22 protein-coding genes and 1 tRNA gene are annotated in these 25,718 nt (G+C 74.6%); 9 read left to right on the top strand and 14 right to left on the bottom strand.

Features of this window, described 5'->3' with window-relative positions:
* The first annotated feature begins 100 nt into the window (after positions 1–100).
* Together EDD26_RS14265 and EDD26_RS14270 are read left to right on the top strand one after the other, a co-directional pair.
* A complete protein-coding gene (locus tag EDD26_RS14265) occupies positions 101–406 on the top strand; it encodes a thiamine-binding protein (RefSeq protein WP_123698305.1) in 306 nt (101 codons plus the stop codon).
* Positions 403–1,119 (top strand): AIM24 family protein, encoded by a 717-nt coding sequence (locus tag EDD26_RS14270; protein WP_123698306.1) that lies wholly within the window; start codon positions 403–405, stop codon positions 1,117–1,119. The genes EDD26_RS14265 and EDD26_RS14270 overlap by 4 nt, the downstream gene beginning before the upstream one ends.
* A gap of 22 nt (positions 1,120–1,141) precedes the next feature.
* On the opposite strand, the gene EDD26_RS14275 is transcribed toward EDD26_RS14270, so the two are convergent.
* From EDD26_RS14275 to EDD26_RS14290, 4 genes are all read right to left on the bottom strand, one after another.
* Positions 1,142–1,906, bottom strand: coding sequence for a class I SAM-dependent methyltransferase (locus tag EDD26_RS14275; protein ID WP_123698307.1), 765 nt, complete (start codon positions 1,904–1,906; stop codon positions 1,142–1,144).
* Between the two features lie 86 nt (positions 1,907–1,992).
* Positions 1,993–2,066, bottom strand: a tRNA-Met gene (locus EDD26_RS14280).
* Positions 2,067–2,125: 59 nt separating this feature from the next.
* Positions 2,126–5,092, bottom strand: coding sequence for a UPF0182 family membrane protein (locus EDD26_RS14285; RefSeq protein WP_281273325.1), 2,967 nt, complete (start codon positions 5,090–5,092; stop codon positions 2,126–2,128).
* 72 nt (positions 5,093–5,164) lie between these two features.
* Positions 5,165–6,301 carry a YlbL family protein gene (locus tag EDD26_RS14290; protein WP_123698308.1) on the bottom strand — a complete coding sequence of 379 codons (1,137 nt, stop codon included), beginning with the start codon at positions 6,299–6,301 and terminating at the stop codon, positions 5,165–5,167.
* A gap of 20 nt (positions 6,302–6,321) precedes the next feature.
* Between EDD26_RS14290 and EDD26_RS14295 the strand changes: the two genes are divergently transcribed.
* Positions 6,322–7,716 (top strand): zinc-dependent metalloprotease, encoded by a 1,395-nt coding sequence (locus tag EDD26_RS14295; protein ID WP_123698309.1) that lies wholly within the window; start codon positions 6,322–6,324, stop codon positions 7,714–7,716.
* Between the two features lie 70 nt (positions 7,717–7,786).
* A complete protein-coding gene (locus tag EDD26_RS14300) occupies positions 7,787–8,509 on the top strand; it encodes a hypothetical protein (protein WP_123698310.1) in 723 nt (240 codons plus the stop codon).
* On the opposite strand, the gene EDD26_RS14305 is transcribed toward EDD26_RS14300, so the two are convergent.
* Positions 8,439–10,145, bottom strand: coding sequence for an ATP-dependent helicase (locus tag EDD26_RS14305; RefSeq protein ID WP_245989951.1), 1,707 nt, complete (start codon positions 10,143–10,145; stop codon positions 8,439–8,441). The genes EDD26_RS14300 and EDD26_RS14305 overlap by 71 nt on opposite strands.
* A complete protein-coding gene (nudC, locus tag EDD26_RS14310; protein ID WP_245989954.1) occupies positions 10,142–11,041 on the bottom strand; it encodes an NAD(+) diphosphatase in 900 nt (299 codons plus the stop codon). The genes EDD26_RS14305 and nudC overlap by 4 nt, the downstream gene beginning before the upstream one ends.
* Before the next feature lie 58 nt (positions 11,042–11,099).
* Here nudC and EDD26_RS14315 point away from each other — a divergent pair, with 58 nt between their 5' ends.
* Positions 11,100–12,137, top strand: a complete 1,038-nt coding sequence (locus tag EDD26_RS14315) for a phosphotransferase (protein ID WP_170165648.1) — start codon at positions 11,100–11,102, stop codon at positions 12,135–12,137.
* Here EDD26_RS14315 and EDD26_RS14320 read toward each other — a convergent pair.
* Both EDD26_RS14320 and EDD26_RS14325 read right to left on the bottom strand, forming a co-directional pair.
* Positions 12,123–15,269 carry an ATP-dependent helicase gene (locus EDD26_RS14320; RefSeq protein WP_170165649.1) on the bottom strand — a complete coding sequence of 1,049 codons (3,147 nt, stop codon included), beginning with the start codon at positions 15,267–15,269 and terminating at the stop codon, positions 12,123–12,125. The two genes, EDD26_RS14315 and EDD26_RS14320, sit on opposite strands and share 15 nt — an antisense overlap.
* Complete coding sequence (locus tag EDD26_RS14325; RefSeq protein ID WP_170165650.1) at positions 15,266–18,406, bottom strand: UrvD/REP family ATP-dependent DNA helicase; 3,141 nt, start codon at positions 18,404–18,406, stop codon at positions 15,266–15,268. The genes EDD26_RS14320 and EDD26_RS14325 overlap by 4 nt, the downstream gene beginning before the upstream one ends.
* A 112-nt stretch (positions 18,407–18,518) precedes the next feature.
* Here EDD26_RS14325 and EDD26_RS14330 point away from each other — a divergent pair, with 112 nt between their 5' ends.
* Entirely contained in the window at positions 18,519–18,737 is a 219-nt protein-coding gene (locus EDD26_RS14330) for a DUF3107 domain-containing protein (protein ID WP_123698315.1), read from the top strand.
* Entirely contained in the window at positions 18,737–19,036 is a 300-nt protein-coding gene (locus EDD26_RS14335) for a hypothetical protein (protein WP_123698316.1), read from the top strand. Before EDD26_RS14330 ends, EDD26_RS14335 begins: the two co-directional genes overlap by 1 nt.
* Positions 19,037–19,063: 27 nt before the next feature.
* Here EDD26_RS14335 and EDD26_RS14340 read toward each other — a convergent pair whose 3' ends face one another.
* Entirely contained in the window at positions 19,064–19,789 is a 726-nt protein-coding gene (locus EDD26_RS14340) for a ferritin-like fold-containing protein (RefSeq protein WP_170165651.1), read from the bottom strand.
* An 87-nt stretch (positions 19,790–19,876) separates the two neighbouring features.
* On the opposite strand from EDD26_RS14340, the gene EDD26_RS14345 reads away from it, so the two are divergent.
* Positions 19,877–21,373 carry a DEAD/DEAH box helicase gene (locus tag EDD26_RS14345; RefSeq protein WP_123698317.1) on the top strand — a complete coding sequence of 499 codons (1,497 nt, stop codon included), beginning with the start codon at positions 19,877–19,879 and terminating at the stop codon, positions 21,371–21,373.
* Here the strand turns inward: EDD26_RS14345 and EDD26_RS14350 are convergent.
* The 3 genes from EDD26_RS14350 to EDD26_RS14360 are packed head-to-tail and all read right to left on the bottom strand — an operon-like array spanning position 21,370 to position 23,005.
* Positions 21,370–21,678 (bottom strand): winged helix-turn-helix transcriptional regulator, encoded by a 309-nt coding sequence (locus tag EDD26_RS14350; RefSeq protein WP_123698318.1) that lies wholly within the window; start codon positions 21,676–21,678, stop codon positions 21,370–21,372. The two genes, EDD26_RS14345 and EDD26_RS14350, sit on opposite strands and share 4 nt — an antisense overlap.
* Positions 21,675–22,079: a VOC family protein gene (locus tag EDD26_RS14355; RefSeq protein WP_123698319.1), complete on the bottom strand. Its 405-nt coding sequence runs from the start codon at positions 22,077–22,079 to the stop codon at positions 21,675–21,677. Before EDD26_RS14355 ends, EDD26_RS14350 begins: the two co-directional genes overlap by 4 nt.
* 53 nt (positions 22,080–22,132) lie before the next feature.
* Positions 22,133–23,005: a PHP domain-containing protein gene (locus EDD26_RS14360; protein WP_123698320.1), complete on the bottom strand. Its 873-nt coding sequence runs from the start codon at positions 23,003–23,005 to the stop codon at positions 22,133–22,135.
* Positions 23,006–23,080: 75 nt separating this feature from the next.
* Between EDD26_RS14360 and EDD26_RS14365 the strand changes: the two genes are divergently transcribed.
* Positions 23,081–24,088 (top strand): endonuclease/exonuclease/phosphatase family protein, encoded by a 1,008-nt coding sequence (locus EDD26_RS14365; protein WP_123698321.1) that lies wholly within the window; start codon positions 23,081–23,083, stop codon positions 24,086–24,088.
* Here the strand turns inward: EDD26_RS14365 and EDD26_RS14370 are convergent.
* Both EDD26_RS14370 and EDD26_RS14375 read right to left on the bottom strand, forming a co-directional pair.
* Positions 24,085–24,900 carry an esterase/lipase family protein gene (locus EDD26_RS14370; RefSeq protein ID WP_123698322.1) on the bottom strand — a complete coding sequence of 272 codons (816 nt, stop codon included), beginning with the start codon at positions 24,898–24,900 and terminating at the stop codon, positions 24,085–24,087. The two genes, EDD26_RS14365 and EDD26_RS14370, sit on opposite strands and share 4 nt — an antisense overlap.
* Positions 24,897–25,691, bottom strand: coding sequence for an alpha/beta fold hydrolase (locus EDD26_RS14375; RefSeq protein ID WP_123698323.1), 795 nt, complete (start codon positions 25,689–25,691; stop codon positions 24,897–24,899). The genes EDD26_RS14370 and EDD26_RS14375 overlap by 4 nt, the downstream gene beginning before the upstream one ends.
* Between the last annotated feature and the right edge of the window lie 27 nt (positions 25,692–25,718).

The following is a 25,718-nucleotide window of genomic DNA, read 5'->3' on the forward strand; positions in this document are numbered from 1 at the left end:
CTACGGCGGCAGCCGCGCGCGGGCTGCCTGCGGGCGCCGTGGCGAGCCGCGTGCGCTTCCAGCATGCGGATGCCAAGATCGCACCGACGAAGGGAGCAGGATGCTCGTCGCATTCTCCGTTGCACCCGGCACCGCCGGCCCGGACGGCTCCGTGCACGACGCGGTCGCCGCGGCCGTGCGCGTGGTCCGCGAGAGCGGGCTGCCGCACCGCACCGACGCGATGTTCACGACGATCGAGGGCGAGTGGGATGCGGTGTTCGACGTCGTGCGCCGCGCGACCGACGCCGTCCTCGCGCTCAGCCCGCGCGCGTCCCTCGTCCTGAAGGCGGACATCCGGCCCGGATGGACGGGTGAGCTCGACGGCAAGGTCGTCAGGCTCGAGCAGGCCCTGGAGGGGGACGCATGAGATCCGAGCTGTTCGCAGAGGCGAATCAGGAGACCCAGTCGACCGAGCGGTGGGTGAAGCAGTCCAGCTACATGCTGCGCGCGAACGTCGCGAACGGCGGCGACGTGCTGGCCGCCAAGGGTGCGATGGTCGCCTACCAGGGTCAGATCGAGTTCCAGCACGAGGGTGCCGGCGCCGCGCGCATGCTGAAGAAGCTCGTCACCGGTGAGGGTGCACCGCTCATGCGGATGCGCGGGCAGGGCGAGGTCTTCCTCGCCCGCGACGCCGCGAACGTCTTCACGGTGCTGCTCGAGAACGAGGGCCTGTCGGTGAGCGGCAAGAACCTGCTCGCCTTCGACGCGAACCTGCAGTGGGACATCAAGATGCTGCGCAGCGGCAACATCATGGCCGGCGGCCTGTTCAACCTGGAGCTCGGCGGCGCCGGCACCGTCGGCGTCTCGTGCGAGGGGCAGCCGATGCTGCTCGACTGCTCGCGCCAGCCGACGTTCGTCGACCCGAACGCCGCGGTCTGCTGGTCGTCGAACCTGCAGCCGAGCGTCGTGAACAGCATGAACATGCGCTCGCTGCTGCGCGGCGGCACGGGCGAGGCCTTCCAGCTGGCGTTCCACGGCCCCGGCTTCGTCGTGGTGCAGCCGAGCGAGGGTCGGCAGCAGGTCTCGGGCTCGAACGGCGGCAGCAGCAGCGGCGGCGGCATCGGCGGGCTCTTCGAGTAGCCCGCCGGGCACGCGCGCCGCGTCAGGCGCGCGTGCCCCGCGCTGCCCAGGCGACCGCGCGCACCTCGAAGGGTGGCTCGGGCAGCAGCTCGGCGCAGCGATCGCGCAGCCGCTCGCGCGCCGCCGCGTCGAGGCCCGCCACGTGGTCGCCAGGAGGCCCCACCCCGAGCTCGAACGGCTGCCACCACGAGTCCACGTCCGAGAAGGCCACCGTCACCGCGATCGGTTCCTCCCGCACGTCCCGCAGCCCCGCCGCCCGCAGCACGTCCCCGAGCTCGCCGCGGTGCGCGCCCGGCCGCCGCGCCTCCGAGGGCGGCTCCCCCGGCCCGTCGTGCAGCGTGGCGACGGCCGCCCAGAAGACGCCGAGCGGGCCGGTGGCGTGGTCCCAGACGCACGCGGCGACCGCGCCGCCGTGACGCGTGACGCGCGCCATCTCGGCGAGCCCCTGCACCGGGTCGCGCATGAAGTGCACGACGAGCTGCGCGAGGGCGGCATCGAAGACCGCGTCGGCGAACGGCAGCGCCTCGGCGACGCCCTCGACGACCTCGACCGACGGGTGCCTCGCGCGCGCGGCCGCCACGAAGCTCGGCGAGGGATCGATCGCCGTCGCGGTCGCGCCGCGCGCGAGCAGCTCGTCGGTCAGCGCGCCGGGGCCGCTGCCGACGTCGAGCACCGCGCCCGCGGCGCCGGCCGCGACTCCCGAGAAGTCGGCGAAGACCGCGGCGAGCGGCACCGAGAACCTGCCCATGAACCGGTCGTACGACTCGGCCGAGACCGCGAAGCCCATGCGGCGAGGCTAGTCGGCCGCGCCACCACGCAGAAGAGGCCCCCTCGCGGGGGCCTCTTCGTGTGCCGCAGTTCGCGGACTTCTTGTTGCGGGGACAGGATTTGAACCTGCGACCTCCGGGTTATGAGCCCGGCGAGCTACCGAGCTGCTCCACCCCGCGGCACAAGAAGAGACGTTACCAGGGACTTGGCAGCAGGGCAAATCGGCCCCACCGGATGCCTACGGCGCGGTGGTCTCCTCCGGCGCCGGCGTCTCCGCCGGAGCCTCCTCGGGTGCCGCCTCGCCCTCGATCTGGGCCGAGAGCCGGATGGCCTCGGCGAGCGCCGTGGTGAGCCGCTCGTCCGCCTCCGCGGCCGCGACGAGGTCGTTCTCGGCGTAGGCGGCCTGTCGCTCCTGGAGCGCCGTGCCCGCCTGCTCGATCGCCGCGTCGAGCTGCGTCTGCAGATCGGTCTCGGGGGCGGGCTGCTCGCCCTCCTGGCCGGGCTCGGTCGGCACCGGGTCGACGCCGGAGTCGCCCGCGTCGGCACCGGAGTCGCCGCCGAAGAGCGAGTCGAGCGCCTCGTCGAGCGTGTCCTCGAAGGCGATGTCGTCGCCGAACGCGACCAGGATCTTCCGCAGCACCGGGAACGAGGTCGCACCGGTCGACTGCAGGTAGACCGGCTGCACGTAGAGCAGGCCGCCGCCGACCGGGAGGGTCAGCAGGTTGCCGTTCAGCACCTCGGTGGAGCCCTGCTGCAGGATGTTGAGCACCTGCGAGACCTCGGCGTCGGTGTCGAAGTTGTTCTGCACCTGGCCGGGGCCGGGGATCGATCCCTCCTTCGGCAGCGACTGCAGCGTGAGCCTGCCGTAGTCCTCGCTCACCTGTCCTGGCGTGCTGCCCGCGTCGGCGTTCACCGAGAGGTAGCCGTAGAGCACCTCGCGGCCGTCGCGCGGGATGAAGGTGGAGTAGAGCGTGAACGCCGGGTCCTGCCCATCCACCGACATCGTCAGGTAGTAGGGCGGCTGCGGCGGCGCGGTGACCTGCGCGTTCGACCACGTCGGGTCGGAGGGCGTCGCCCACTGGTCGTCGCCCGAGAAGAAGGTCGCCGGGTTCGTGACGTGGTAGTCGCCGAGCACGTTGCGCTGCAGCTTGAACATGTCGGCCGGGTAGCGCACGTGGCTCATGAGCTCGCCCGACATGGCGCTCATCGGCTGCACCGTGCCCGGGTAGATCTGCATCCACGCCTGCAGGATCGGGTCCTCCGGGTCCCACGCGTAGAGCGTCACGGACCCGTCGTACGCGTCCACGACGGCCTTCACCGAGTTGCGCATGTAGTTCACGATGTCGCCGGCGGTGAGCTCGGGGTTCGCGTTCGTCACGTCGGCGATCGTCTGCGCGATCGACCGGTGCGACGAGTACGGGTACATCGAGGTCGTCGTCATGCCGTCGACGATCCACACGAGCCGCTGGTCGACGACTGCCGGGTAGGGATCGCTGTCGAGCGTCAGGTAGGGCGCGACGGCGGCGACGCGGTCGCGCGGGTCGCGGTCGTAGAGGATCTGCGAGTCGGCGGTGACGGCGTCCGACAGGATGATCTGCTCCGACTGGAACTTCAGCGCGTAGACCAGGCGGTTGATGAACGAGTCGAGCTTGGGTCCGCCGTCCTCCGAGAAGGTGGTGTTGGCGTTGCCGCTGCCCTCCTCGGCCGACCGCGGGTAGTCGAGCTCGAGCGGCGCGGAGCCCTCGGCGCCGCCGACGATCGAGTAGTCGGGCGTCGACTCGCCGAAGTAGACGCGCGGCTGGTAGTCGCCGAGCGCGCCCTCGGTCGGGATGCCCTGCTGCAGGAAGACCGGCTGGCCCTCCGGCCCGCGCTGGTTGCCGTACGCCGCGACGACGCCGTAGCCGTGCGTGTAGACGATGTGCCGGTTGTACCAGCTGTCCTCCTCGAGCCCCGAGAGGTCGAGCTCGCGCACCGCGATCACGGTGTCCTGCGTCTGCCCGTCGACCTCGTAGCGGTCGACGTCGAGCTGCTCGGCGAAGCCGTAGTACTGGCGGTACTCCTGCAGGTTCGCGAAGGCGTCGGTGACGAGCGCCGGGTCGATGATGCGGATGTTCGCGGTCGTCTCCGCGTCGGCGCGCAGCGCGCCGGGCTCGGCGTCCGTGCGCGCATCCGACTCGCTCTCGACCATCCCGTCGATGCCCCACGCTGCGCGGGTGGCGTCGATGTTGCGCTGGATGAACGGCTCCTCGAGCGTGCGCGCGCTCGGGTCGACCTGGAACCGCTGCACGATCGCCGGGTAGGCGACGCCCACGACGAGCGAGGCGGCGATGAGCAGCGCGGTGCCGACGATCGCGATGCGCCAGCGGCCGATCACCGCGGTGATGATGAAGAAGATGGCGACGAGGCCCGCGATGCCCGCGAGGATCTGCGCGCCGGGGATGGTCGCGTTGACCTCGGTGTAGCCGGCGCCGGTCGCGAGGAAGCCCTGCGAGGTCATGGCGAGCGCGGCGTACTGGCCGAGCCAGATCGAGACGCCGAGCGCGAGCATGTAGAGCGCGACGATGATCGCGAGCTGGATGCGCGCGGAGCGCGAGATGCGGAACTCGCGGCCCGTCACGCGGATGGCGCCGTAGAGGTAGGCGGTCGCGAGCGTCGCGACGCCGCTGATGAACAGCACCGCGAGCGCGAAGCCGACGATCTGCTGGTACAGCGGCAGCTCGAAGACGTAGAAGCTGATGTCGAACCCGAACTGCGGGTCGGTCTCGCCGAAGGGCGTGCGGTGCAGCCACAGCTGCGCCGTCTCCCACTGCGTCGCGGAGGCGATGCCGGCGAAGAGGCCGAGCACGACGGGCGCGGCCCACATGCCGACCTGGCGCAGCGGCTCGACGAGCTCCTGGTAGCGGTCGAGCTGCGAGTTGAGCTGCGCGTAGACGGGGCGCGAGCGGAAGGCGATCTGCACGCTGAGCGCGAGCGGCACCGCCATGCCCAGGAAGCCGATGAGGAACATGACGGCCATCGAGAGCCAGCGCGTCTGCAGCACCTGCACGAAGCCGAGCTGGTCGAACCACAGCACATCGGCGTAGAACCCCGAGAAGAGCACGAACGCCCCGATGATGGCGGCGACGATCAGGATCGTGATGAGCAGCGGCGATGGACGCTGCCGCCTGACGGTCGCTGGGGTCGGTCGTTCGGCGTTGGAAGACACGTCGTTCAGCTCCAAGGTGCGGGGCGGGCGGTGCCGCTCATGGTATCCGCCCCGCCTATGAGCGAACCGCGCCTAGGGGGCGGGTGCAGCCTCGCACGTCGGGAGCGCCGAGGTGTCCTCGTTCATGGCCACCGCGTCGATCGCCGCCATCGCGTCGTCGAGCGTGTCGACCGCGAAGACGGTGAGCCCCTCCGGCACGTGCCCGGCGACCTCGCCGCAGTTCTCGACCGGTGCGAGGAAGTGCGTCGCGCCGGCGTCGACCGCGCCGTGCATCTTCTGCACGATGCCGCCGATGGGGCCGACGTCGCCGAGCGCGGCGATCGTGCCGGTGCCGGCCCAGCGCGTGCCGGCGGTCATCGCGCCGGGCGTCAGCTCGTCGACGACGCCGAGCGCGAACATCATGCCGGCGCTCGGCCCGCCCACGTTCGGCAGCTGGATGTCGACCTCGAACGGGAACGTGAACTCGTTCGACGGGTAGATGCCGACGATCTTCTGCCCGTCCTCGACGACCGGCGTCACCTCGACGGTGAGCGCCTCGTCGCCGCGCTGGATCTCGAGCGTCGTGGGGCCGTCGACGGCCGCGATGGAGGCGCGGATCGAGAAGACGTCGTACACCGCCTCGCCGTTGACGCGCAGGATGCGGTCGCCCTCCTCGAGCAGGCCCTCCGCGGGCGAGCCGGGGATGACGCCGGCGATGCGCACGTCGCTCTCGACGTCGAGGCCCTCGTGCAGCAGCGCGGCCGCGACGGCGGCCGACTGCGAGTTCTGCATCTCGATGCGGCCAGCCTCGTTCGACTCCTCGACCGACACCTGGGGCGGGAAGGCCGCGGCCATCGGGATGATCGAGTCGGACGGGTCGAGGTAGGCCTCGGCGACGTCGATCCAGGTGAGCGGCCGCTGCGGGTTGCCGAGCAGCGAGACGGTCAGCAGCCGCAGCTCCCCCTCGGTCGGGTACGTCTCGGCGCCGTCGATCGTGATGAGCGGGCCGGCGTCGGTGGCGCCGAGGGTGTCGAAGGTGGGGCCGGGCGTCTCGACGACGTACGGCGAGGGCAGGAAGGCGAGCGCGAGCGACGCGACCGCCGCGATGCCGAGGCCGACCCATCCGGCCCGGCGCACGCGACGGGGCCGCACGTCCGGGAACCGGTGCTGCACCGGGTGTTCGCGGACGGCGGAGGACGGGATGGGCGGATTCCCCGCGGGTTGCGACATGCTGCGGCTAGCGTAGTCGCATGCCTGAGGACTCCGACGATCGACGCCCTGAGGACGAGCTGCGGGAGATGCTGCAGAAGTTCCTGTCGGGCGAGGGACCGATCGATCCCGCCCGACTGGCAGGCGCTGCCGGCATGCCGTCCGACCCCGCGCAGCTGCAGGCCCTGATGGCCCAGCTGCAGGCGGCGCTCGCGCGCACCGAGGACGGCATCGACTGGGAGGCGTCCCGCCGCCAGGCCGCGGCCGTCGTGCAGCGCGACCCCGGCTCGGTGTCGAGCGCCGAGCGCGACGCGGTCCGGCAGGCGGCCGAGCTCGCGGCGCTCTGGCTCAGCGAGACGACCGACATCGGCGCCGCCGCCACCGAGCTGCAGCTGCTCTCGCGGCAGCAATGGGTCGACGCGACCATCCCCGTGTGGCAGGAGATGAGCGAGCCGGTCGCGAACAGCATCTCCGACGCGCTCACGGCCGCGATGCAGGAGCACGCGCCCGAGGAGGCGCAGGAGATGCTCGCCGGCGCCGAGCGGATCCTCCGCAACGTCGGCGGCACGATGTTCGCGATGCAGCTCGGCAACGTGGTCGGCCAGCTCGCCGGTGAGACCGTCGCGGGCGGCGACTTCGGCTTCCCGCTGCTCGAGGGCACCGCGGCGCTGCTGCCGGTCAACCTGCGCGCGGTCGCCGAGGGGCTCGAGATCCCCGAGGACCAGGTGCGCATCTGGATGTCGGCGCGCGAGCTCGCGCACGCCCGGCTCTTCCACCACGCGCGCTGGCTGCGCCTGCACGTGCTCTCGTCCGTGCGCGAGTACGCCGAGGGCATCCGCATCGACGTCGACCGGCTCGAGGAGCTCGCGGAGTCGTTCGACCCGACGAACCCCGATGAGCTGCGCGAGGCGCTGAAGAGCGGTGCGCTCATCCCGCCGAAGACGCCCGAGCAGGTCGAGACGCTCGCGCGCCTCGAGACGACGATCGCCCTCATCGAGGGCTGGGTCGACGCGGTCACCGAGACGGCGACCGCCAGGCTCCCCAAGCGCGAGTCGATCGCCGAGATGGTGCGCCGGCGGCGCGCGACGGGCGGCCCCGCCGAGAAGGCGTTCGGCACGCTCGTCGGCCTCGAGATCCGGCCGCGCCGACTGCGCGAGGCCGCCGCGTTCTGGCGCACGGTGACGGATGCCGTGGGCGCCGAGGTGCGCGACTCGCTCTGGGACCAGCCCGACCTCATGCCCGACGGCGCCGACATCGACGACCCGTCGCGCGTCATCGCGCGCCTGCAGGGCGCCGGCGAGCTCGACGAGATGGACCTCGCGCTGCAGGAGCTGCTCGACGACGCGGAGCGCGCGGAGGGCGAGGCGCCCGCGCCGGCTGAGGCCGACGACGAGCCCGACGAGGACTCCGGCGAGGACGCCCCGCCGCAGCGCTGACCCGGCCTGTGGAGCGTCGGCCTGTGGAGAGCCGGCGACGCGGCGGTGCCGATCGGCGCACCATGCCGCCATGCTGCGCCTCGATCCGCACCTCGCCGTCTTCCGCACCGCGCCCGACCGCATCGCGATCGGGGCGCAGCAGCCGGTCGCCGAGCTCGACGCGGACGACCCGACGCTCCTCGGCATCGCGGCGCTGACGCGCGGGGTCGTGCGCCGCGAGCTCGAGCACCTGCTGGGCGACGAGCCGGCCGCCGTGCTGCTCCGCGCGGTCGGGCCGGCGCTCGAGCTCTCGCCGCCCGCGCTCGGGGTGCGCGTGCGGGGCCGCATCCCCCTCGCCGACGCGCTGCACCGCGCGGTGCGGCTGTCGGGCCATCCCGCGCGCGACGACGGGCTCGTGCTGCCGGTGGCGGCGTGGCGGCTGCCGGACGCGGAGCTCGAGCGGCTCGCGGCGTCGGGGCTCGCGCACCTGCCCGTCGTGGTCGGCGACGTCTGGGTGCAGGTCGGGCCGTTCGTGCCCGCGGGCGCCGGCTGCGCGGGCTGCGCCCGGCAGGACGCCGCTCGCCTGGACGCCGGCGCGCTGCTCCCGGGCCACCTGACGCCCGTGCCGAGCCCGATCGCGGCGGCGCAGACGGTCGTCACGGTGCTCGGCGCCCTCCGCCGGGCGGCCGACGACGCGCTGCCAGCGGGCTGGGGCGCGCGCATCCGGCAGCGCGACGCCTCGGTCAGCGCGCTGCGGCGCTCCCGGGCGCGCTGCCCCCACCGATCTCGGCCAGGAACCGCGATGGCTGCCTGATGGCGTGGCCGGAGTGGCGCGCCCAGGTCAGCGAGAGCGACCGCTGCGCGCGGGTGATGGCGACGTAGAGCAGTCGGCGCTCCTCGTCGATCTCGGCGAGCGTCGTCGCGTGCGAGACCGGCAGCAGCCCCTCGGCGAGGCCGATCACGTGCACGTGCGGCCACTCGAGGCCCTTCGCGGCGTGGATCGTCGCGATCGTCACGGCCGCGAGCGTCGGCTCGTGCTCCGTCGCCGCGCGCCGCTCGAGGTCGCGCGCGAAGCCGGGCAGGTCGGTGCCGCCCGCCTCCTCGGCGAGTGTGACGAGCGCGTGCAGCGCATCCCACTGCGCCCGCTCCTCGCCGTGCGTCGCGGGCGGCGAGGCGGAGTAGCCGAGCCCCATGACGATGTCGGCGACCGCCTGGAACACCGGCCGGCCGTCGGCGGGCGCGCTCCGCAGCATGAGCACGGCGCGCTTGACCACCGGGATCTCGAAGAACCGCGTCGACCCGCGCACCGTCGACGACAGGCCGACGCCCGCGAGCGCCTGCTCGAGCAGCCCGGCCTGCGCGTGGAAGCGCGTGAGCACCGCGATGTCGCCGGGGTCGGCACCGGCGTCGACCTGCGCGCGGCACGCGGCGGCGACCGCGGCGGCCTCCGCGGAGTCGTTGCCGTGCACGGTCGCGCTCGGCTCCCGCCCCGGCTCGCCCGACGCGGCCGTGAGCGTGAGCGCGTCCCGCCCGCGCATGAGCCGGTTCGCGCAGCCGACGATCGCCGCGGTCGAGCGGTACGACCGCTCGAGCCGCACGACCTCGGCGTCCGGGTGGTCGTGGACGAAGCGGTTGAGGCTGGCCGGGTCGGCGCCGGCGAAGGAGTAGATGGTCTGGCTGGGGTCGCCGACCACGCACACGTCGCGCCGGTCGCCGAGCCACGCGGCGAGCAGCCGCTGCTGCATGGGCGAGACGTCCTGGTACTCGTCGACGGTGAAGTGGCGGTAGCGGGATCGCACCTCGTCGGCGACCACGGGCTCCCGCTCGAGCATGCCGGCGGTCGCGAGCAGCACGTCCTCGAAGTCGATCTGCCGCCGCTCGTCCTTCACGCGCTCGTAGGCCATGTGGAGGTCGATCATCGCGTCGGGCGCGATGCCGGTCGGCATCGGACGGATGCGGGCCTGCAGCCCGTAGTCCTCCATCGTCATCGCCTGCGACTTGCGCCACTCGATCTCGCCGGCCGCGTCGCGCAGCTGCGCCGTCGGCAGCCGCAGGCGCAGCTGCGCCGCGGCGTCGGCGAGCAGCGACGCCTTCTGCGGCAGCAGCCGGGGCATCGCGGAGCCCGTGAGCCGCGGCCAGAAGTGCGACAGCTGCGCGAGCGCCGCCGCGTGGAACGTGCGCGCCTGCACCCCGCCGGCACCGAGGCGCGCGAGCCGCGTGCGCATCTCCCCCGCCGCCCGGCTCGTGAACGTGAGCGCGAGCGATGCGTGCTCGGCCTGCTCGCCGGTGGCGACGCCGTAGGCGATCCGGTGCGTGATCGCGCGCGTCTTGCCGGTGCCGGCGCCCGCGAGGATCGCGACGGGGCCGCCGAGCGTCGTCGCCGCCTGGCGCTGCTGCTCGTCGAGGCCGGCGAGGATGCGGTCGGCGTCGGTCAGCACGCGATCGGTCACGCGGGTCGGGCGCCGCGCGCGAGCCAGGCGTCGAGGATCCACGACGCGATCGAGGTCCGGCCCGGCAGCTGCACGGCGCCCGCCCGCAGCTCGTCGCGCGTGAACCAGCGGACGTCGAGGATCTCGACGCCGTCGGGGCGGATGGTGCCCGGGTCGTCGGCGACGCACTCGAAGCCGATCATGAGGCTGCGCGGGAACGGCCAGGGCTGCGAGCCGAGGTAGTGCGGCTCGACGACCTCGAGCCCCGTCTCCTCGCGCACCTCGCGGACGACCGCGGCCTCGAGCGACTCGCCCGGGTCGACGAAGCCCGCGATGAGCGAGTAGCGACCCTCGGGCCACGCCGCGTTGTGGCCGAGCAGGATGCGCTCGTCGGCCCGGTCGTGGATCGCCACGATCACCGCGGGGTCGGTGCGCGGGAAGTGGGCTGCGCCGTTGACGTCGCGGCGCACCCAGCCCGACTCCTCGAAGTCGGCGGGGCTGCCGTCGATCGGGCTGTGGTGGCTCTCGCGCTGCCAGACGCCGAGCGCGACCGCCTGCACGAGCGCGCCGGCGTCGGCGTCGTCGAGGTCGGCACCCACCTCGCGGAGCGAGCGCCACTCGGCGCCCGGCACGTCGAAGGGCTCGGCGACGAGCATCGACAGGATCACCCCGCCGGCGGCGCCGTCGGCGCCGGCCGCGCGGCCGAGCCAGCTGAGCGGCACGAGCGGCTCGACGTCGGCGGGCAGCGCGTCGGGGGCGAAGCGCACGAGCGCGCCGTCGCGCACCGGCGCGCGATCGCCGGCGACCGCGATGACGCGGGTCGAGGGGTCCTCGAGGGCGCGGTCGACCGCATCCGGCGCGAGCCGGGACGCGTGGTCGCGGTCGAGGGCCGATCTGGCGAGCGGGGGAACCTGCACGTCACCTCCGTCGCGTGGCGCGGCCCCCGACGGTCGAGGGCGGCCTAGCCTGGCATCCATGAGCACGAACCCCTTCACTCTAGCCGCGCTCGCCACCACCGCCGTCGACGGCCTGACGGTGGTCGGGGCGACCGAGGACGGCTCCGACGAGCACCGCTCGGTCGTGGCCGCGCGCCTCGCCGACGGCGAGACCGTGCAGATCGTGCTCCCCCGCTCGGTCGCGGCGCTCGGCACCGCGCAGGCCCACGCGGCGGCGCTGGCGGCGCTCACGCTCGCGACCCGCTCGCGGCTGCCGTTCGAGGTGCCGTCCGCGCTCGGCACCGCCGAGGCGGGCCGCTCGACCCTCTTCGTGCTCACCCGCCTCGGCGGCGCGACGATGCGGCTGCAGGACATCTCCCCCGCCCGTCCCGGTCTCGCGACGAGCGTCGGCCAGGCGATCGCGGCCATCCACGAGCTGCCGACGTCCGTCGCCGCCGACGCGGGCCTGCCGCACGAGACGGCGCAGGCGCTGCGGCAGCGGCTGCTCGACACCTTCGACCGCGCTGCCGCGACCGGCTCGGTGCCGACGGCGCTGCTCGAGCGCTGGGAGGGCGCCCTCTCGGACGACCGGCTCTGGCAGTTCAAGCCCGCGCTCGTGCACGGCGACCTGCAGGCGCCCGCCTTCCGCGTCGAGGGCGCGCGCGTCGTCGGCATCGACGGCTGGCACGCGCTCGCCGTCGGCGACCCGGCGCGCGACCTCGCGTTCCTGCTCGGCTCGAACGAGTTCGGCAGCGTCGACGAGGCGTTCGACGCGCACGCCGCCGCGCGCGGCATCGGCGACCGCCAGCTGCGCCAGCGCGCGATGCTGCACGCCGAGCTCGACGTGGCCCGATGGCTGCTGCACGGCGTCGACTCGGGCGACCGGTCCGTCGTCGACGACGCGTCCGGGATGCTCGCGTCGCTCGTGCAGCGCGTCGACCGCGACCCGGGCGCCGCGATCGCCGCGAGCCAGCCCGAGACGATGGACCTCACCGGCGTGCAGCAGTACCTCGGCGAGACCGGACCGGTCGACGGCGCGGGCGACGACGCGGACCGCGCGCCCTCAGCCGACCGCTGACGCCGCCGCGACCGCCCGCTGCGCCCGCAGCCAGCGGTCCTCGAGCTCGGCGAGCGACTCGATGCGCGACGGCCGCACGACGCGGTCGTGCTCGACGAAGTAGAGCTCCGCGTCGACCAGGTCGGGGTCGAGCCCCGCGTGCGCCGCGTAGGCGGCGCGGTAGAGCGCGAGCTGCAGCTGCCGCGCCTCGAGGTCGGCGTCGCCGGAGGGCAGCCTGCCGGTCTTCCAGTCGACGACCGTCGCCCGCTCCCCGTCGCGGTAGACGGCGTCGATCTTGCACACGACCGTCGTGCCGGCGAGGGGCAGGTGGATCTCGAGCTCGGTCTCGGCGGGCTCGCGGTCGCCGTAGGGCGAGGCGAGGAAGGTGCGCTTCAGCCGCTCGAGCCGGTCGGCGTCGATGCCCACGAGCTCCTCGTCGAGCGCCTCGTCGTCGACGGCGTCGCCGAGCCCGATCGCGCTGCCGCGCCGCTCGACCCAGCCGTGGAAGAGCGTCCCGAGCCGCGTCGCCGCGAAGGGCTCCTGCGGCATCGGCCGCGCGATCTGCTGCGCGACGGCGACCGGGTCGGCCGCCCAGTCCTTGAAGCCGGATGCGGCGATGCGGGTGGGGAGGGCGAGCGGCGTGGCCGAGCGGTCGGCGAGCAGCAGCGCGATGGCGTCGTCCCACGGCGTCGGCGCCGACGCGTCCGCGACGTGCACCGCGGCCGCGGCTCCCTCGATCGCCTGCCGCCGGGGACCCAGCGGGTCGACCGGCCACGCGAGCGAGGGGCTGCGGTCGCCGAGCGGGTTCTCGGCGCCCTTCGCGGGAGGCTCGAGCAGGTCGGCACCCATCGCACCCGCGGCGAGCTCGAGCAGCCGCTTCGGCTTCGCGGGGGTGCGGGCCATGCCGTACCACTGCGCGCCGGAGAGCCACAGCGCCCGTCGCGCGCGGGTGACGCCGACGTACGCGAGCCGGTCCTCCTCCGACTGGAAGTGGTCCCAGAGCGACTCGAGGTACCGCTCGCGCGCCGTCGCGTAGTCGAGCTGGGTGTCGTGGCCCCGCCACTCGAGGCGCGGCAGCAGGTCGGCGTCGCCCCGCAGCGGGTAGGGCAGCGTCGCGTGCGTGAGCCAGCCGAGCGGCTGGTCGTCCTGCTTCGCGGCGGCGAGCCGAGGCAGCGCCACGACGTCCCACTCGAGCCCCTTCGAGGCGTGCATCGTGAGCACCTGCACCCAGCCGGGCTCAGGCTCCGGCTCGGGCACGTCGGGGCCGCGCCCCGCCTCGAGCACGTCGAGGTAGGTGAGGAACGCCTCGAGCGAGCCGCGCTCGTCGGCGGCGGTGAACGCCTGCACCTCGCGCGCGAAGGCGTCGAGCGCGCCGTGCGCGTGCGGGCGCTTCGCCGCGACCTCGATGTCGAGCCGCAGCGCCTGCTCGACGCTCCGCACGAGCTCGGGCAGCGGCATCCCGGCGCGGCGGCGCAGCTCGCGCAGCAGCGCGCCGGCCTCCCGCATGCGCGCGAGCCCCGCTTCCGTGGCACCCTCGAGCCGCGGGACGTCGACGAGCGCGTCGAGCGCGTCGACGATCGACACGTGCGCCTCCGGCGCGATCGCACCCCGATCGGCGCTGCGCTGCTCGTCGCTCAGCCCGGCCTTCGCGAGCATCGACGCGCGCCGCTGGAGCGCCGCGAGGTCGGCGACGCCGATGCGCCAGCGGCTGCCGGCGAGCAGCCGCACGAGGCTCGACCCCTCCTCCGGCCGGCCGAGCACGCGCAGCGCGGCGACGAGGTCGACGACCTCCGGCTCGTCGAGCAGCCCGCCGCCGCCCGAGCGGAACACGCGGATGCCCTCGGTGCGGAGCGCCCTCGTGAGCTCGATGCCCTGCGCGTGGGAGCGCACGAGCACGGCAGCGGTGGTCTCGGAGCCCGCGACGCCGGCGCCGTGGGAGCGCAGCCACCGCGCGAGCTCGCGCGACTCGTCCTCGATCGTCGGCAGGTGCCGCACGACGACGTCGCCGGGTCCGGCGCCCTCGCGCGCCGCGAGCCGCCTGACGGGCACGCCGGGCTGCTCGGGCAGCCGGGTCGCGACGGCGTGGGCGAGCCGCAGCACGTCCTCGTCGTTGCGCCAGCTCGTCGAGAGGGTGAGCGTGCGCTCGACCCGGAAGCGCTGCGCGAAGAGCGCGAGCGTGCCGGCGCTCGCGCCGCGGAAGCCGTAGATCGCCTGGTTGGGATCGCCCACCGCCATCACGGGCGACCCGTCGAACAGCGCGTGGATCAGCTGCAGCTGCAGCACCGAGGTGTCCTGGAACTCGTCGAGCAGCACCGCCCGGTGGCGGGCGCGCAGCTCGTCGACGGCACCCGCGTGCGCGCTCACGGCGTCGAGCGCGAGCCACACCTGGTCGCTGAACTGCACGGCGCCGCGGCGGCGCTTCGCGTCGTCGAACGCGTCGACGAGGTCGGCGAGCGGCTCGAGGCTCGAGACCCGCTCGACGTCCTGCGCGATCGCCTTCGCGTGCGCGGCGCGGAAGGCCTTCGGCTCGTCGGCGGTGGGCAGCGCGCGGAGCGCCTGGAAGCCCTCCGGGTAGCGGCCGCGCCGCAGCTCGTCGGTCGAGACGCGGTGGTCGCCGAGCGTGCCGGCGAGCTGCACGACGCGGTCGGCGACGGTCTCGGCGCGGCCGAGCGCGGCGAGCCGGAGGTCGTCGGAGGCGCGCGCCACCCGGAGGGCGAGCAGGAACGCGGCGGGGTCGGTGAGCACCTCGGACTCGGGATCGCGCCCGATCAGCAGCGCCCACTCGCGGAACAGCGCGCTCGCGAAGGAGTTGTAGGTCTGCACCACGGGCCGCCGGGTCGCCGCCACCTCGGGGTCGACGAGCCCCGCCTCGCCGAGCGCGCGCAGCTCGGCGGTCAGCCGCTCCCCGAGCTCGCGCGCCGCCTTGCGGGTGAACGTGAGGCCGAGCACCTCGTCGGGCGCGACGCTGCCGTTGGCGACGAGCCACAGCACACGCTGTGCCATCGTGTGGGTCTTGCCGCTGCCGGCGCCCGCGACCACGAGCGTCGGCTCCTCCGGCGCCTGGATGACGGCGACCTGCTCCTCGGTCGGGCGCTGCGGCGCCCTCCCGCGCACGGCGGCGATCGCCTCGGTGATCTCGATGGCGCTGATCACTCGGTGACCTCCGGGATGACGTGGATGGCGCACTGGCCGAAGCTGTAGTCGCCGCTGCAGTGCAGCTCCGGCCGCGCGACGAACGTCGCGCCACCCATGGTGTCGATGGCCGAGCGGATGTGCGCGCGGAACGCATCCGCCACCTCGTCGAACGGCTCGGAGTCGACCGTCTTGTCGCGCCGCGCGAGCTTGGGCATCACGAGCCGCGCGGACGTGCGGCCGCCCGCCTCGATGCCCTCGATGCCGCCGAGCGCGACGGCGAGCTGGTAGGCGCGCAGCTGCAGGTTCCCGAGGCCGGGCACCTCCTGCGGCACGCGCTTGCCCGTCTTGAGGTCGACGATGCGCACCTCGCCCGACGGTCCGTGCTCGATCCAGTCGATCGCGCCGGAGAGCACCGCGCCGTCGACCTCGACGGAGAAGCGCGCCTCGCGCTCGTCGCGCTCGATCGTCCAGCCCGCGCCGCGCAGCACCTGGAAGTAGCCCGCGAGCGCGCCCGCCATCGGCACGACCTCCTCGCGCTGCTGGGCCGCCTCCCACTCGGAGGGGTGGGCGAGCTCGGCGAAGCGGGCGTCGACGGCCGCCTCGATCGCGGCCGCGTCGGTCGCGTCGACGTGCTCGACCGCGTCGTGCACGATCGTGCCGAGCGCCGCCGCCCGGTTCGAGGTGCTGCCCGCGATGCGGCCCACGACCCAGGAGAGCTCGCACTCGACGAGCCCCTGCAGCGCCGAGGGGCTCACGCGCACCTGCTCGCTCGCGTCGAGCCGCTCGGTCGTCGTGACGTCGGTGAGGCCCGCCCACTCCTCGGGCGCGGCGCCCGGCACACCGGCGTCGGCGAGCCGCCGGAGCGCGGACGCCGCCTGCTCGGCGTCCGGGCGGCGCTCGACCACGCGCCGTCGCAGGCTCGCCACCAGGGAGCGCAGGGAGTGCCAGCCGTCGTCCCTGCTCGGGGCGGGCTCCGGGTCGATGCCGCCGACGAAGGGCGAGGGCTGCTCGTCCTCGCTCGCGACGGCCGTGAGCAGCACGGCGGCGCGCGCGCTCGCGACCGTCTTGACGAACGTGCGGAGCTCGTCGTGGAGCACGCCGGCGCGGGCGTCCTCGCTCGGGTCGCCGTCGAGGCGGTTCGCGCCGAGCAGCGAGCCGCGCGGCCGCAGGTTGGGCCAGACGCCGTCCTGCAGGCCGGCGACGATCACGGTGTCGAGCTCGCGCCCGACGAGCTGGCCGGGCGTGCCGATCGCGACGCGCGAGCGCTCGGCGCGCGCCGCGAGCGAGTCGTCGTCGACGCTCGACGCGAGCCACGCGTCGACGAACGCGCCGGTGTCGGCGTCGGGCCGCCGCTCGATGAGCCGCGCCACCTGGTCGAAGAGCGCCACGACGGCGTCGAGCCGGCGGTTCGCGAGCGCGCGCTCGACCGTCGTGCCGCCGAGCGCTGCGCGCCGCCAGCCGTCGGCGACGCCCGCGGCGCTCCACACCGCCCACAGCACGCGGTCGGCGCCCGCCGGGTCGGTCGCGCCGAGCAGCGCCCCGGCGTCGGCGAGCATGCGCGCGAGCCGCCGCGCGGCCGCGGCGCCCTGCCGCGCGTCGGCGAGCCCCTCGAGCTGCGCCGGGTCGCCGGCGACGGCGGCCGCGATCGCGGCGCGCACGAGCTCGGCACCGGCGACGTGCACCTCGCCGCCCGCCGCGACGATGCGGTGCCGGAGCGCGCGCTTGAGCCGCCGCACCGCGAGCGCGTCGAGCCCGAGCAGGTCGCTGCGCAGCAGCTCCTCGGCGAGCTGCGCATCGAGCGCGCGACGGCCTGTGGCGACGGCGAGCACGCGCACGAGCGCGTCGACCACCTCGGTCTCGCGCAGCCGCGTCGGCCCGCCGGAGGCGACCGGCACCTCGAGCGCCGAGAGCAGCGACCCCATCTCGGCGGCCGCTCGCCCGGTGCGGGCGATGACGGCGATGTCGTCGAACGCGACGCCCCGCGCCCGGCGCTCGTGGATGAGGCGCGCGATGCGGCGCGCCTGCTCGTCGATGGACTGCGCGAGGTGCAGCTCGAGCTCGTCGCCGCCCGGCGTCGCGCGCGCGGCGGCGCGGCGGTGCGTCCCGGCGCCCGCGGTGCCGATCCCTTCGACCGACGTCGCGATGAACGCGCGCACCCGCTCGCCGTGGCGGTGGTCGACCGCGAGCTCGAGCCGGTGCCCTGGCTGCCGCGCGAAGCCGAGCCGCGCGGGCAGCGCGGCGAGCAGCGCCGGGTCGGCGCCGCGGAAGCCGCCGGTGGTCGTGTCGGGGTCGCCGAAGGCGATCACCGACGCCCCGCGCGACCGGAGCGCCTCGAGCACGACGACGGCGCCCTCGGTGAGCTCCTGCGCGTCGTCGACGAGCACGAGGCTCGGGAGCGGCACCGTCGTCTCGGCGATCGCCGTCGCCGCGCGGCGCAGGAGCGACGCGGCGGTCAGCGCCTCGGCGCCGCGGCGCTCGAGCCGCTGGAGCCGCTCGAGCTCGTCGAGGAACCGCGCGGCGGCGGCCCACTCGGGCACCTCGCGCGCCGCGGCGAGCGCGGCGAGGTCGGCCGCGTCCATCCCCCGCTCCTGCGCGGCCGCGAGCAGCTCGCGCAGCTCGGCGCGGAAGCCCGCCTGCTCGCGCACCTCGTCGTGCAGGTGCGGCGGCCACTCGGGGCCGGTCGCGATGCCGGCCGCGGCGTCGTCGGCGTGGCCGGCGAGCATCGCGGCGATGATGCGGTCCTGCTCGGCGCCCGAGAGCAGCTGCGGCACGGGCCGCTCGTCGGCGAGGGCCGCGGCGCTCAGCAGCGCGTGCGCGAACGACGGCATCGAGCGCGCGAGCGGCCCGGGCGTGACGAGCGCGGTGCGCTGCGCGAGCCGGTCGCGGAGCGCGGTCGCCGCCTGCCGGGAGCCCGCGACGACGAGCAGCGACGCCGGGTCGAGGCCCCGCGCGAGCCGGTCGGCGGCGAGCTCGACGAGCGTCGTCGTCTTGCCGGAGCCCGCGACGCCGAGCACGATCGCGGACGCCCGCCGGTCGAGGGCGAGCACCGCGCGCTGCGAGGGGTCGAGGGCCGCGCCGGCCGGGTCGGCGGGCTCGGCGCCGGACGCCTCCGGCAGGTCGGCGATCGCGTCGGCGAGGGGCAGCAGGTCGAGCACGACGCCACGGTAGCGGCGGCCGCCGACACGGCCGGGAGCCGCTCCGGGCGGCGGCGCTTCGCCCTCGGCGGACGCGGCCGATCGCCCGGCCGGCATCGCCTATCCTGAGGCCATGGACATCCGCATCGGCATCAAGGACTCGCCCCGCGAGATCGCGTTCGACTCGGCGCAGACGGCGCAGGAGATCGAGTCCGCCGTCATCGCCGCGCTCGGCGCCGGTCACCTCACGCTCGACGACGCGAAGGGCCGCCGGTACCTCGTGCCGAGCGCGCAGATCGCCTACGTCGAGATCGGCAGCGAGACGACGCGCAAGATCGGCTTCGTGGCCTGATGCCCATCCTCGTCCTGGTGCCGATGGTCATCGGCGCGGCGATCGGCCTGACCGCGCGGTACCTGCTGCCCGGCAGGCAGTGGGTGGGGCTCTTCCTCAACCCCGCGGCCTCCGCCGCGGCCGCCGGCATCGTCTGGACGATCCTCCGGCTTGCAGGGCTCGCGAACGACAACGGCTGGCTCTGGATCGCGAGCCTCGCGGCGGCGCTCGCCGTGGCGCTCGTGCTGCCGCGCGTGCTCCCCCCGCGCCGCGCCAAGGCCGACGCCGCCTACCTCGCGCAGCTGACCCGCGCGGCCTGACCCGCGCGGCCCGACCCGGTCAGGCGCTCAGGCCGTGAGGCCCAGCTCGTCCATGCGGCGGGTGTGCGACGCGACGATGTCGTTGAACGCGGGCTCGAGCCGCGGCTGGCTCGGCACCGCGCGACCGGAGTCGTCGGGGCCGTTGACCGCCAGGTACATCTGCAGCAGCGCATCCCCCACGATCCGGCGCCCCCACACGGCCAGCCGGTCGGAGAGCCGCGGCGTCGCGACGATCGCCCGCTGCAGCAGGTGCACGAGGTGCGGATGCGTGGTCTCGCTGCGCAGCGCGCGCAGCATGGCGTCCTGGTCGTCCTCCGGCAGGCCGGGCGCGATCGAGACGAAGAAGTCGACGAGCAGCCCGCTCGCGACGTGCAGCGCGAGCACCTGCTCGTACCAGTCGGCCCCGGCGATCGCGTCGGCGAAGGAGCGGGTCGTCTCGGCGAAGGGGCGCATCGCCTCCTCCGCGTCGACGTGCTCGCCCTCGAGGATGCGCGCGAACGCGCCGGCCCGGGCGGCGTGGATGCGGACGACCTCGGCGAGCGCGACGCGCGACTCGAGCGATGGCGCCTCCGCGAGCACGCGGCCGGCCTTCGCGACGAGCTCGAGCTCGAGGCCGAGCGCCTGGCCGACGAAGGGCGCGAGCGCGGGACGCACGTCCGAGAGCAGCACGCGGTCGCCCACGACCGGCACGCGATGCTGACGGAGCAGCTGGCGCGTGACGTCGCGCGGCGTCCGGTCGAACCACTTCACCACGGTGAGGAGTCTAGGGGCGCGGAACACCCCGCCCACGCATGCCGCGGGTAGGCTGGTCGGAGCAACCCGAACAGGTGGAACACTCCCTTGACTTTCCAAGACCTCAACATCGACGCCGACATGGTCCAGGCGCTCGCCGACCGCGGCATCCTCGAGCCCTTCCCCATCCAGACGCAGACGATCCCGCTCGCGCTCTCCGGCCAGGACATCATCGGCCAGGCGAAGACCGGCACCGGCAAGACCTTCGCGTTCGGCCTCCCCCTCGCGCAGCGGCTCGGTGCGGAGCCGCCCGCCGGCGTCCAGGCGCTCATCGTCGTCCCCACGCGCGAGCTCGCCGTGCAGGTCACCGAGGACATGGAGATCATCACCTCCAACCGTCCGACGACCATCGTCTCCATCTACGGCGGCAAGGCCTACGAGGGCCAGATCGAGCAGCTGAAGGCCGGCGCCCAGATCGTCGTCGGCACGCCCGGCCGCCTCCTCGACCTCTCGCAGCAGCGCATCCTCGACCTCTCCAACGTCAAGGAGATCGTGCTCGACGAGGCCGACAAGATGCTCGACCTGGGCTTCCTGCCGGACGTCGAGAAGATCTTCTCGAAGGTGCCGGCCGTGCGGCACACGATGCTGTTCTCGGCCACCATGCCGGGACCGGTCGTCGCGCTCGCCCGCCGCTTCATGGCGCGCCCGCTGCACATCCGCGCGACCGACGTCGACGACACCATCGCGCAGGCCAACATCGAGCACGTCGTCTACCGGGCGCACGCGCTCGACAAGGACGAGGTCATCGCGCGCATCCTGCAGGCGGAGGGCCGCGGCAAGACCGTGGTCTTCACCCGCACGAAGCGCGCCGCCGCGCGCATCACCGAGGAGCTCATCGACCGCGGCTTCCAGGCCGCGGCCGTGCACGGCGACATGAGCCAGGAGGCGCGCGAGCGCGCCATGGCGTCGTTCAAGGCCGGCAAGAAGGATGTGCTCATCGCCACCGACGTCGCGGCCCGCGGCATCGACGTCGACGACGTGACGCACGTCATCAACCACACCATCCCCGAGGACGAGATGGCGTACCTGCACCGCGTGGGCCGCACCGGCCGCGCCGGTCGCACCGGCATCGCCGTGACCTTCGTGGACTGGGAGGACCTCCACAAGTGGTCGGTCATCGACCGCGCGCTGGAGTTCGGTCGCCCCGAGCCGGTCGAGACGTACTCGTCGAGCCCGCACCTCTACACCGACCTGAAGATCCCGCAGGGCGTGAAGGGCCGACTGCACGCGACGCCTCCCAACAAGGAGGCGAAGCGCGAGGGCGTCGCGCCCGGTGGCCGCTCCGAGCGCGGCCGCGGCGGCGAGGGCCAGCGCGGCGGCGAGAGCCAGCGCAGCAGCGACGGCGAGGGCGGTCGTCGCCGCAGCCGCGGCGGACGCGGTCGCGGCGCCGAGGGCGCTGCCCCGACGACGGATGGACCGGTCGCCGAGGGGCGCGGCACGCACGACGGCGGCGGCAACGAGCACCACGACGGCAACGCGTCGCCGACGCGTCGCCGGCGCCGGCGCAGCCGCTCGGGCGGCTCGACGCCGCCCGCGCAGAGCTAGTCCGGGGCCGACGCAGCGCTGACCTCGTCGAGCTCGGCGCCCCAGCGCCCGAGCGCGTCGATCGCCTCCCGGAGCGCGAGCCCGCGCTCGGTGAGCGCGTAGGCCCGGGTGTTGTGCGTGAGCGGCAGCCGGGCCAGCACGCTGGCCTCCTCGAGCTCGCGCAGCCGGGTCGCGAGCATGTTCGTCGGCACGCCGAGGTCGCGCTGGAGGTCGCCGTAGCGCTGCGGCCCGTCGAGCAGCCGCTCGACGATCCGCAGCGCCCAGCGCGCGCCGACGACGTCGAGGGCGGCCGCGAGGTCGCTCACGCGTCGGCGGCTGCGTCCGGCTTCATCCAGAACGGCGAGTAGTGGTAGCCGTCGGGGTCGTCGAACTGGCGCTGGTACATGAAGGGGTAGTCGTCGGTGTCGCCGATCCGGCCGCCCGCGGCGCCGGCGCGCTCGACGAGCTCGTCGACCGCCTCGCGGCTCCCCAGGTCGAACGAGACCGTGACCTTCGACGGGGTGTCGGGACCGCCGATGACCGACTCGACGCCGCCGACGCTCGCGTACATCTCGCGGCTGCCGAGCATGACGTACTGCTCGGGCGCGATCTGGAAGCACGAGACGTTGTGGTCGGACATCTCGGCGTTGAGGGTCCAGCCGATGGCCGTGTAGAAGGCGGTCGCGCGCTCGACGCTCTGGACCGGGCAGGTGATGAAGAGGCTCATGCCGCTGATGCTTGCAAAATGCAAGTGGGCTGTCAAGACCCCGTCGCGCGCGGCTAGGGCGCGGGCACGACCGGCGCGAAGCCGGTCGCGCGCCGCACGATCTCGGCGAGCACCGCCGGCTCGGTCGTGTGCTCGCCCAGCACGTTGGGCTTGCCGGACCCGTGGTAGTCGCTCGAGCCGGTGACGAGCAGCCCGAGGCGCTCGGCGTCGACCAGCAGCTCCCGCTGCGAGCGCGCGTCGTTGTCGCGGTGCCAGATCTCGACGCCGTCGAGGCCGGCGTCGACGAGCTCGCCGAGCACGCCCATCCGCATGACGGGCCTGCCGCGTGCCGCGGGGTGCGCGAGCACCGCGACGCCGCCGGCATCCGCGATGATGCGGATCGCGTCGACCGGGTGCGGCGCGTGGTGCGGCTGGTAGTAGCCGCCCTGCCAGTGCAGGATGCCCTCGAACGCCGCCGACCGGTCGGGCACGATCCCGAGGGTCACGAGCGCATCGGCGATGTGCGGGCGGCCGATCGTGGCCCCGGGCGCCGAGTGCTCCTCGACGTGCCGCCACGTGAGCGGGTAGTCGCGGCCGATCGCGCGCACCATCCGCTCGGCGCGCTCGACGCGCTCGAGCCGGATGCGCTCCCGCTCCCCCACGAACGCGGCCGAGACGGGGTCGAGCAGGTAGCCGAGCACGTGCACGCTCGCCGGGCCGATCTGCGACGAGAACTCGACGCCCGGGATGAGCGCGACGCCCGTCTCCATCGCGGCGTCGGCCGCCTCCTGCCAGCCCGAGACCGTGTCGTGGTCGGTGAGCGCGACGACGCCGAGCCCCGCCGCGGCGGCGGCCCGCACGACGTCGCCGGGCGCATCGGTGCCGTCCGACTCGCGGGAGTGCGCGTGCAGGTCGATCGGACCCCTGCGCACCCAGTCGTCGTCCATCCGGCCAGCCTATTCCGGCCGGTCGGGGGACGCGCTCCACAGGCCTCGCATCGATCGGTGTCCTACGCTCCCGATGTGCTCGCGATCCTCGGTTGGCTGCTCGCCATCGTCATCGCGGCGTGCCTGCTGATCGCCGCGTGGCCGCAGGCGCTCGGCCTCGAGCAGGCGCCGGTCGTCGCCCAGGTCGTGTCGATGCGGATCGGCGTGGTCGGCATCGCGCTCGTGCTGGCGATCGTCTTCCTCTGCTTCGTCGGCTGGCGGCGCGTGCGGCCCTTCGTGCTCGGCGTCGTCTCGATGCTGCTCGTCTTCGCGCTCGTCTCCGGCGGCGTCCACGCATCCCGCGGTCTCGATGACGGCCAGACGATCGACGGCGACGGGGGCGACCTCGTGGTGCTCACCTGGAACACGCTCGGCGACGAGCCGGGCGCCGAGGAGGTCGCGCGCATCATCGACGAGACCGGGGCGGATGTCGTGATGCTGCCCGAGACGACGCTGCCGCTCGGCGTCGGGGTCGCGGAGCTGCTGCGCGAGCGCGGCAACCCGTTCTGGGTGCACACGACCGACTACTCCCCCTCGTACGGCGCGCTCAACACGACGCTGCTCATCTCGGCGGCGCTCGGCGAGTACACGACCGACGGCTCCGTCGGCGGCACGCGCACGCTGCCCACCGTCGTCGCGCGACCGGACGACGGCGAGGGCCCCGTGCTCGTGTCGACGCACCCGGTCGCGCCCGTGCCGCAGCAGATGCGCAACTGGCGCGCCGACCTCGAGTTCGTCGCGGGTCTCTGCGACGGCTCGTCCTCGGTCGTGATGGCGGGCGACTTCAACTCCACGCTCGACCACTGGGCCTCGCTCGGCGTCGACGGCGGCGACCTCGGCACGTGCCGCGACGCGGCGAGCGCGGTCGGCGCGGGCGCGGTCGGCAGCTGGCCGACGTGGGCGCCGTCGTGGCTCGGCGCGCAGATCGACCACGTCGTCGCCACGCCCGACTGGGAGCCGGTCGCCGCGCGGGTGCTCACCGGGCTCGACAGCGCCGGCACCGACCACCGGCCGGTCCTCGTGCAGCTGCGGAGGACCGGCTAGCGGTCGGCCCCGCCGGGCTCGGCGTCGTCCGCCGTGTCGCGCACCGCCTCGCGCAGCTCCGCTCCGGGCTCCGGCCGCGCGTCGCTCGTGAGCGCGCGGATCGCGTCGAGCACGGCCTCGGCCGCCTCCCGGGTGGCGAGCGGCCGGAAGTGGCCGCTCGCGCGCAGCCGCACGCCCTGCATCCCCTCCGGGATCTCGTTGCCCGGGATGTGCGGGTCGATGCGCGGCAGGATCACGCGGATGCGCGCATCCGCGACGCGCTCCGCGGCGAGCGCGAGCAGCACCTCGCTCGACGCGTCGAGCTCGCGCACCCACGTGCCCGGGATGAAGCGCGCCCGCGCCGAGCCGGCGAAGGGGGTGGCGAGCGCGACGAGCCCGTCGGGCTGCGGCTCGTCGGGCTCGAGGGCGCGGTCGACGAGCACGCGCTTGCCGATGAGGCCGCCCTTCGAGTGGCCGACGAGCACGATCCTGGCGTGCGGATGCTCGGCGGCGACGCGGTCGACCACGTCGCGCACGATCGGCGCCGACTCGAGCACCGGCGCGAGGTTGCGGTCGAGCTCCGGCACGAAGTGCACCGCGTGCCCCGCGTGCACGAGGTGCTTCGCGAGCGGCTCCATGAAGTGCCACCGCTCGACGACGCCGGGCACGAGCACGACGTGGACGCGCGCATCCGCAGGACCGGTGAGCGACGGCGGCCGGCGGTCGAACCACGAGCGCACGTGCTGCATCGCCGCGAAGCGGTAGTCCCCCGCCCAGACGAGGGCCTCCCCGGGCATGAGCCGCGCGCTCGGCCGCGGGCGCTGCGCGCTCATGCCGCGAACTCCATCACCATGCGCGCGACCGGCTCGGCGCCGGTCACCATCGCCTCGTGGCCCTTGCCGCGCGCGATCCGCAGCTCGGCGTCCGGCAGCAGGCCGCACACCTCGGCGGCCCAGTCCTCCGGCACGACCCTGTCCTCCTCGCCGCGGATGACGAGCGTCGGCTGGAGCACGCGCGGCAGCACGTCGCGCAGGTCGTGCGCGAGCATCGACCGCAGCTTCCGCAGGTACCAGCGCAGCCCGGTCTGGGCGTACATGCGCGCGCCGACGAGCGCGACGATGGGCGGGTCGTTCGCGAGGTCCTGCAGCAGCCGCCACGCCTGCTGCCAGCCGCTGCGCTCGCGCGGGTTGACGGTGGGCGCGATGAGCACGACGCGGTCGACGACCTCGGGGTGCCGCGCGGCGAGCTCGGCGACCACCTGGGTGCCCATCGAGTGGCCGAGCGCGATCACCGGCTCGCCGACGATGCCGCGCAGGGCGTCGGCGACGAAGTCGGCGAGCTCCGGCATCGGCATGCTCTCGGCCGGCTCCGGCGACGACCCGAAGCCGGGGAGGTCGAGGGCGATGACGTCGAGCTCGGCCGAGAGCGCCTCGCGCAGCAGCCCGAAGTACTGCTGCCCCATGCCGATCCCGTGCACGAGCAGCACGATCGGCGCTCCCTCGCGCCGCCAGCGGCGCAGCAGCAGCACGTGATCGCCGTCCACGTGGGAGGCGACGGCGCCGTCGACCGCGGTGTCGGCGACCTCGCGCCACTCGGCGAGGCCAGCGGGGGTCGGCACATGCATCCCACGAGGGTACGGCGCGCCGCCTGA

Origin of the sequence: Agrococcus jenensis (assembly GCF_003752465.1) — a bacterium.
In the GTDB taxonomy this organism is placed as follows: domain Bacteria; phylum Actinomycetota; class Actinomycetes; order Actinomycetales; family Microbacteriaceae; genus Agrococcus; species Agrococcus jenensis.